This is a genomic window from Flavobacterium sp. (assembly GCF_044361065.1).
Classification (GTDB): domain Bacteria; phylum Bacteroidota; class Bacteroidia; order Flavobacteriales; family Flavobacteriaceae; genus Flavobacterium.
Genome location: NZ_JBIKJI010000097.1, coordinates 1 through 7,969, shown reverse-complemented (window position 1 = coordinate 7,969; position 7,969 = coordinate 1). Strand labels below are relative to the sequence as shown.

Genomic DNA, 7,969 nt, shown 5'->3' with positions numbered 1-7,969 from the left:
CATTCATGTTAATAGAACCACGCAAAGCATTAAACAAAGCCTTTATTAAAATTAAACCCAATCGTTCTGGAATTGAGTTGTTTAAACAGAATTTAATTCTACTGTTAGATAGTATCAAAGAAAAAGAATCAGAAGAGTTTCACAAGAATTTGATTTCCGATTTCTTGAAGAATACGTATTATTCGCCAAATCATTTTATCAATACCAAAGGAAGAAACGATTTAGTAATTCATATTGGTAAAGAAGCGAAATCTAACGTGGGTGTTATTATTGAAGCCAAAAGTCCGTCGAATAAAGCCGAAATGATTTCGCATAAGAACATCAATAGCAAGGCATTACAAGAAATGGTATTGTATTTCTTGCGTGAACGTATTACTCATAAAAATTTAGAAGTAAAAAATGTAGTAGCGACCAATGTTAACGAATGGTACATTTTTGATGCTCAATTGTTTGATAAACTATTTGCTCAAAACAAAAGCTTAGTTAAACAATTTCAAGACTTTGAAGAAGGTAAACTTTCTGGAAAGAATACTGATTTTTTCTACAAAGAAATTGCCAAACCATATATCGAAACCATAGTAGACAAATTAGAATATACGTATTTTGATTTAGCGTCTTACGACAAGATTTTACGCAATAGCGATAAGTTGGACGATGGGAAGTTGATTGTCCTTTATAAACTATTGTCGCCAGAGCATTTATTGAAATTATCGTTTGCCAATGACAGTAATTCCTTAGATAAAAACTTTTACAACGAATTACTGCATTTAATTGGGTTAACCGAAACCAAAGAAGGCGGAAAAAAACTTATTGAACGCCCTAAAGCTGGACAACGAAATGCAGGTTCTTTATTAGAAAACGTGATTAATCAATTGGATAGTTTGGATAAATTATCCCGTTTACCCAATGTAAAACAATATGGCGACACGCACGAAGAACGCTTGTTTACCGTTGGTTTGGAATTGTGTATAACGTGGGTCAACCGTATTTTGTTTTTGAAATTACTAGAAGCGCAATTGATTAGTTATCACAAGGGCGACAAAAGTTATTCATTTTTGCACAAAGGATTGCTACACGATTATGACAATTTGAATGCATTGTTTTTCATGGTCTTAGCCAAGAAACCTGAAGAGAGAAACGACCGCGTGAAAACCTTGTTTGCCAAAGTGCCTTATTTGAATAGTTCGTTGTTTGAGCCTACCGAGTTAGAACATCAAACCTTGTTTATTGCTGGTTTAGAAGATGATATTCCGTTGCAATTATTAGGTGGAACGGTTATAAAAGATGTCAACGGAAAAAAACTAACGGGCACACATAAAGCCATTGATTATTTCTTTGACTTTTTAGATGCTTATGATTTTGCGAGTGAAGGCAGCGAGGAAATACAAGAAGACAATAAAACCTTAATCAATGCCTCGGTATTGGGATTGATTTTTGAAAAGATTAATGGGTATAAAGATGGTTCGTTTTACACGCCTAGTTTCATTACAATGTACATGTGTAAGGAAACCATTCGCCGTGCGGTGGTGCAAAAGTTTAATGAAACCAAAGGTTGGAACTGCGAAGACTTTGAGGGCTTATATAATAAAATTGAAGACACCCAAGAAGCCAATACCATTATTAACAGCGTAAAAATATGTGACCCTGCTGTGGGTTCAGGACACTTTTTGGTTTCGGCGCTGAATGAAATGATTGCTATTAAACACGATTTAAAAGTATTAGTAGACCGCGAAGGCAAACGCTTGAAAGAATACCAAGTAGATATTGTAAACGATGAGTTAATTGTGACCGATGAAGATGGCTTACCGTTTACCTACAACCCAAAAAGCAAAGAAAGCCAACGCTTGCAAGAAACCTTGTTTCATGAAAAGCAAACCATTATAGAAAACTGTTTGTTTGGGGTAGATATTAACCCGAACTCTGTTAAAATTTGCCGTTTGCGTTTGTGGATTGAGTTGTTGAAAAATGCCTATTACCGCAACGAAATCGAGTTGGAAACCTTACCTAATATTGACATTAACATTAAATGTGGGAACTCGTTGATTGCTCGTTTTGGATTGGATGCCGATTTGAAAGAAGCATTGAAAAAATCTAATAAATCAATAGCGGATTATAAAAATGCTGTAAAAACTTATCATAACGCTTCTTCAAAAGAAGAGAAAAAGGCTATGGAAGAGTTTATATTATCTATTAAGCAAAACTTTTCTTCTGAAATACGTTTGAATGATCCAAGAAGAACAAAGCGTCAAAAACTAGCAAGCGAATTATATCATCGTTTTACGGGAACATTCTTGTTTGAACCTGAAACACCTTATGGACAAACTGAAAAGCAATTAGAGAAACAACGAAAAGCGGAGAAAGAAAAATTAGAAAAGGAAATTGAGAAACTGGATAACGAAATTGAGGAAGTAAAAAATAATAAGATTTACGAACATTCTTTTGAATGGCGCTTTGAGTTTCCTGAAGTATTAAACGATGAAGGCGATTTTGTTGGTTTTGATGTGGTGATTGGAAATCCGCCTTATTTTTCTTTAACTAATGAACCAAGTTTAAACTTGGTTTCAAATAAATATGAAACATTTAACAAAACCGGTGATATTTATTCTTTATTTATAGAATTAAGTAATGAAATAATTAATAGTAAATACTACGCTACTATGATTATTTCAAATAAATGGATGAGAGCTAATTATGGTTATGAGTTACGAGAGTTTTTAAGTTGTAAAACAAATATTATTGAAGTTATTGATTTCGGACAAAATTTAATTTTTGAAAATGCAGTTGTTCATACTAACATTATTACATTTTCAAAAAATAAAGAAAATACAGTAATTAATGCAACAAAGTTTCCTGATAATTATTTTGATCAATTGAATTTTGATATTAAAAATTTTATTATCCAAAATTCAATTAACAAAATTCAATTTAATTCAGGACCTTGGAATATTGTTGAAAACACATTAACTAATATTAACGATAAAGCACTTAAGATTGGAAAAAAACTAAAGGATTGGGATATTGAAATTAATTTTGGAATTAAAACAGGTTATAATGAAGCGTTTATCATAAACGAAGAAGTTAAAAATCAGTTGGAACAATCGAATAATAAAAATTCAGAAATAATTGAACCTATTTTAAGAGGGAGAGATACAAGAAAGTATCATGCGAATTTTTCAAAATTATATCTATTAAACACTCATAATGGATATAAAAACAATTCTGCAATTGATGTTGTAAAAGATTATCCAGATGTATATAATCATCTTTTAAAATTTGAAGAAAAAGCAAAAATCAGAAGTGATAAAGGGAAACATTGGACTAATTTGAGAAATTGCGCTTACATAGATAAATTTAAAAAGTCTAAAATAATTTTTTCAGAAATAGTAAGTGAACCTCAGTTTTATTATGATGTTTATGGCTATTGTCCTGAAGCAACTGTTTTTTTTATTTCTGGTGAAAAATTAAAATTTTTAACAGCATTGTTAAATTCTAAGTTAGTTACTTTTTTGTTCAAAAAGTTTTACATGGGTGGTGAATTAGTTGGTAAAATCAGATATAAAAAAGTATTTCTTGAAAATGTACCAATTGTTGTTCCAGACACAAGTTTAGAAACAAAATTTGAAGACAAAGTCGACCAAATCCTTACTCTCAAAAAAGACAATCCGGTTGCGGATACATCTGCTTTAGAGCGAGAGATAGATTTTATGGTGTATGCGTTGTATGGGTTAAGTGAGGAGGAGATAGAGATTGTGGAAGAATCGTAAATTATGGATATTTCACAAAAAGATTTTATATTATTATTTATTGGAGCTGCTATCAGTTTTATTATTTCTTGGTTGTTTTATGGTTTGCCATATAAATCAATTGCAAGTTATTTTGATAATGAAAACAATACCGCTTATTTCGAAAGTCAAAACGGCTTTAAATTAAAACGCTATGAAAAACGAAACATAAATGAACCATATAAAACTAGAATAAGTTCAAAAGAATTTAAAAAAATAAAACAAGATTTAGTAAGAAGGAGTATTGATTTTTAAAATATAGAAATTTATGGGAGGTTACGGAGGATATGGTAAGCAGAATGATATTATTAAACGTATCATTCAAGAACTTAATAAATTAATCGATGAAATAAATAACATTCAGGAAAATATTTATGGAGAAAAATTATATGTTGAATGGGGTACTACAAGTAAACAAAAAGTAAGCGATTTTATTAATAAGAATCTTGATTCTAACGAAACTTTATTGTTACAATTAGAAAAAATTAATTGTATTGTAATGGCTGAATCGGAATTAATTGAAGCCATTGAAAAATTAGTTCATTTTTGTAATAAGATTAAAGATTTATTAAATAAATCAAAGGATTTGACTGATTTTCATAAATGGGTAGAATTATCAAATTATAAAGAGGAGTTAGATGCACAAAAAAATGAATTAAACATAAAAGTTGAGGAATTAAGCACTTTATTAGATAATGCAAACTCAGTAAATTCTCAATTTGATCAAAAATCAAAAGAAGCATTTAATAAGTTTTTTTTGAATAAAGAAGGTAATAGTTATAGAGAGGCTGAAAGTAATGCGAAAAGTAATGCGAATAAATGGTTAATAGCATCTATAACATTATCTTTTGTATTGATATTTGTTGTTTGTTTTAGGTCAACTATTGTATCTGGACTAATTGGAATTAGACAAGACCTATGTTGTTTAGCAATCCAAGACAAAACAATGTTATACATAGCTTATGGCAAATACATTAGTTCATATGTTTTAATTTATTCTATTTTGATATACGCTTTAAAAGTGAGTGTTAAAAATTATAATGCAAACAAGCATAATGAAATAGTTAACAGAAATAAAAAATTAACATTATCTGTCGCAATAGATTTATCTCGAGAAGGTAATAATCCTGAACTTTTAGATATTGCCGCAAAAGAGTTATTTTCCTCACAACCTACCGGTTATAATAATACCAATGAAGAAAAAAGCACTTCAAACTTTGTGAACAATATTGTAGAAACAGTTTCTAAAAAGGTTTAATGAGATAATTTTCCCCGCTCGTGCGCGAAACGAAGTTCAGCGTAGTTAATACTTTCATTTTAGAAGTATCAATTATAAAAAAAAATAATAATAATAATTTATGTATATAATAAATCAACAAACTAATCGTATAGAGAAAATTGAAAACACTACTTTCAAACATTTGGGTTTTAGGGAGCGTGAACATCTGCAAGAATGGATTGCTAATAATCCTTCTTGTTTAAATGAAGATATTTTAATTATTCAAAAAGAGTTTGATGGTTTTAATGACACTAATGAGCGTTTAGACTTGTTGGCTGTTGATAAACAAGGAAATTTAGTAATAATCGAAAATAAGTTGGATGATACTGGAAAAGATGTTACTTGGCAAGTAATTAAATATGCTTCTTATTGCGCCACTTTAAATTCAACTCAAATAATCGCTATTTTTTCTCAGTATCTGTTAAAAGTTGGAAGCAGTGATACTGCAGAAGAACTACTAACTGAATTTTTAGAAACAGAAGATTTTAGAGAGAAGTTAAACATTGGTAATTCACAACGCATTATGTTAATAGCAGGAGAATTTCGCAAAGAAGTTACTTCATCTGTACTTTGGTTAATGAATTACGGTTTGCGAATTCAATGTTTTAAAACGACACCTTTTAGACTTGGAGAGCAACTTTTCTTAAACATGGAACAAATAATTCCAATTAAGGAAGCTGAGGATTTTGTTATAAGTATGGCAAATAAATCAAGAGAAGAGGTAGGTGTTCAAGAAGAAAACAAAGAACGCCATTTGGTTAGACGCAAATTCTGGTCGGAATATCTAAAAGAAATAAATAAAGTTTCTTCGTTATATCAAAATGTAAGCGCGAGTAAAGATCATTGGTTGAGTGCTGGAAGTGGTATTAGCGGAGTTGCTTATACAAGTGTTAGTACTCGTAATTACATTAGAATTGAATTAGCTATTGTAGGAAAAACCCAAGAAGAAAACAAAGCAGTATTTGATGCTTTATATTTAAAAAAATCAAAAATTGAAGAAGTTTTTGGTTCAGAATTGATTTGGGAAAGATTAGATGATAAAAAAATGAGTAGAATTCATTGTCAAAAAAATGACGTTAGTATTTTTAATGAACAAGAAGATTGGAAAAAAATGTTTGCTTTTATGGTAGATGTTGTTCCACGATTTGAGAGAGCATTTAAAAAACCTATTCAGGAATTGAGTAGAAGATAAACAAGCAAAAAAATGAAATTCGGATTTAGAATTCCCTCTATAACAAAACGAATAGCTGCTCGTACTTCTATAAAACGTGTGGTGCGTCATAATTTAGGTTTGAAGGCTCCAAGAGGTTTGGGCTGGGTTACCAATCCAAAAAAGGCGTTGTATAATAGGGTTTATTCTAGGACAACTAGAGGTTGTATGGTTAGCCTATTGTTTTATGCTGGTGGTTTTTTATTGTTGATTTTGATGGTAATTTTTTAAAAAAAAACAAATGTAAAAGTATTAGTGCCTTTTACTGTTTCACTTATTAAATTGATGAAACAAAAAACAAACAAAAAATAAATTTATTTATATAAAAAAAGAAAGTGAAATGAATAATGAAACTTTTGGAATTACATTTCAATACGCTATTTGTGTAAAGTATAAACTTGAAAATTCTATTTCTTTAGAAAGAGTAGACCCTAATTTACTTGATAATTTTTTAGAATCAAAAATCATTAATAAAATATTTCGCGGCAAAAAACCAGTTCAATATTTGGCTGATACTAAAGAGTATACTACGAAATTTATTAAAAGATGTCCTCATAATTTTCTTTTAGAAAACAACCAAACTTTTTCCGTTAGAACTTTTAAAGGAAGCGGAAAAATGTTTGCTCCAAAAGTAGTCGGACAAGCAGGCGATGAAACTTTTAATCACTTTTTTGGTCATTTATCTAATGAAGAAATCGATAAAACAAATTTCAAAGAATTTTGTATAAATAATATTGATGATATGTTGCCAATAATAGTTGATTACGCATTAATAAGTGACTACAATTGTTGGATTTACATAAACGAAGAATCATTTGACTATGAAATAATTAAAAGAGGGAATTTGCCTGAATTAACTTTTGATTACAAAAATTTTTCTTTTACAAAACCAACAGCAACGGAATGGGTTGAATCAAACACAATAAAGTATAAAGGCAAAACAGTTTTAGAATTACAATTACATTTAAATAGAACAGGTTATAAAATCCGCTTGCATAGAGATAATTTTCCATTATTATTGAAAGTTGAAAAAGCAACTAATAATTCTTTACTTGGTGATACAGCAGAATTAGCAATATGTAATTTGTTTGGTCTTGATTCAGGAACACAAAATGATAGATTAGTAAACAATTCTGATAAAATAATTTTACAAGCGTTTGAAAAACACTATTCTACTTATAAATCTACATTATTTCCTTTAAAACCTACAAAATATTCGGGAACAGAAAAAAGAGAACGTGGCGGACATAGTAAAAGTGGTGTTGACTTTTATCTCGAAAACAACACAACATTATCTGTAAAAACCAATAAATCAAAATCATTCAAAGTTTGTCCGCCTGAAGTGGGACAACCTTCTCCAAAAACATTTGATTTACATTTTTCAAACAAAGGTTGGTATGATGGAAATATGAATGAAGAAAAATTTAGAGTTTTGGTAAAAGACAAAACGAAACTTTCTTTACTTTTAAGAGAATATGTTAAGTTTTTAAATGAATGTGATTTTCTTTTATGGTCATTGTATTTAAACGAAAAAAATATAAGTTCAAAGCTTGTTCGAAAAACTGATTTGGAAAACATAACATTTGAACCAAACCTAATAGATTATTCAAACGATTTTACTGAAAAAAGTAGCGTAACAATAAAATACGGAGAAGATAATTTTTCATTAGGAGAATTTCAAGTTCATTCTGCGAGAAA

6 protein-coding genes are annotated in these 7,969 nt (G+C 29.6%); all 6 read left to right on the top strand.

Features of this window, described 5'->3' with window-relative positions; all coding sequences use genetic code 11:
- On the top strand, window positions 1-3,764 hold a 3,764-nt coding region (locus ACIQ11_RS06970; protein ID WP_396153961.1), incomplete at its 5' end, for an Eco57I restriction-modification methylase domain-containing protein.
- Window positions 3,765-3,767: 3 nt separating this feature from the next.
- Window positions 3,768-4,037 (top strand): hypothetical protein, encoded by a 270-nt coding sequence (locus tag ACIQ11_RS06965; RefSeq protein WP_396153960.1) that lies wholly within the window; start codon window positions 3,768-3,770, stop codon window positions 4,035-4,037.
- Window positions 4,038-4,050: 13 nt separating this feature from the next.
- Window positions 4,051-5,040: a hypothetical protein gene (locus tag ACIQ11_RS06960; RefSeq protein ID WP_396153959.1), complete on the top strand. Its 990-nt coding sequence runs from the start codon at window positions 4,051-4,053 to the stop codon at window positions 5,038-5,040.
- A 100-nt stretch (window positions 5,041-5,140) separates the two neighbouring features.
- Complete coding sequence (locus ACIQ11_RS06955; protein WP_396153958.1) at window positions 5,141-6,253, top strand: DUF4268 domain-containing protein; 1,113 nt, start codon at window positions 5,141-5,143, stop codon at window positions 6,251-6,253.
- 12 nt (window positions 6,254-6,265) lie between these two features.
- Entirely contained in the window at window positions 6,266-6,502 is a 237-nt protein-coding gene (locus tag ACIQ11_RS06950; RefSeq protein ID WP_396153957.1) for a hypothetical protein, read from the top strand.
- Between the two features lie 109 nt (window positions 6,503-6,611).
- A partial coding sequence (locus tag ACIQ11_RS06945) for a hypothetical protein (protein ID WP_396153956.1) occupies window positions 6,612-7,969 on the top strand: 1,358 nt, incomplete at its 3' end.

What these genes read in the sequence shown, in the direction of transcription:
- ACIQ11_RS06965 (WP_396153960.1), top strand. Translation starts at nt 3,768, where the DNA reads ATGGATATTTCACAAAAAGATTTTATATTATTATTTATTGGAGCTGCT.
- ACIQ11_RS06960 (WP_396153959.1), top strand. Translation starts at nt 4,051, where the DNA reads ATGGGAGGTTACGGAGGATATGGTAAGCAGAATGATATTATTAAACGT.
- ACIQ11_RS06955 (WP_396153958.1), top strand. Translation starts at nt 5,141, where the DNA reads ATGTATATAATAAATCAACAAACTAATCGTATAGAGAAAATTGAAAAC.
- ACIQ11_RS06950 (WP_396153957.1), top strand. Translation starts at nt 6,266, where the DNA reads ATGAAATTCGGATTTAGAATTCCCTCTATAACAAAACGAATAGCTGCT.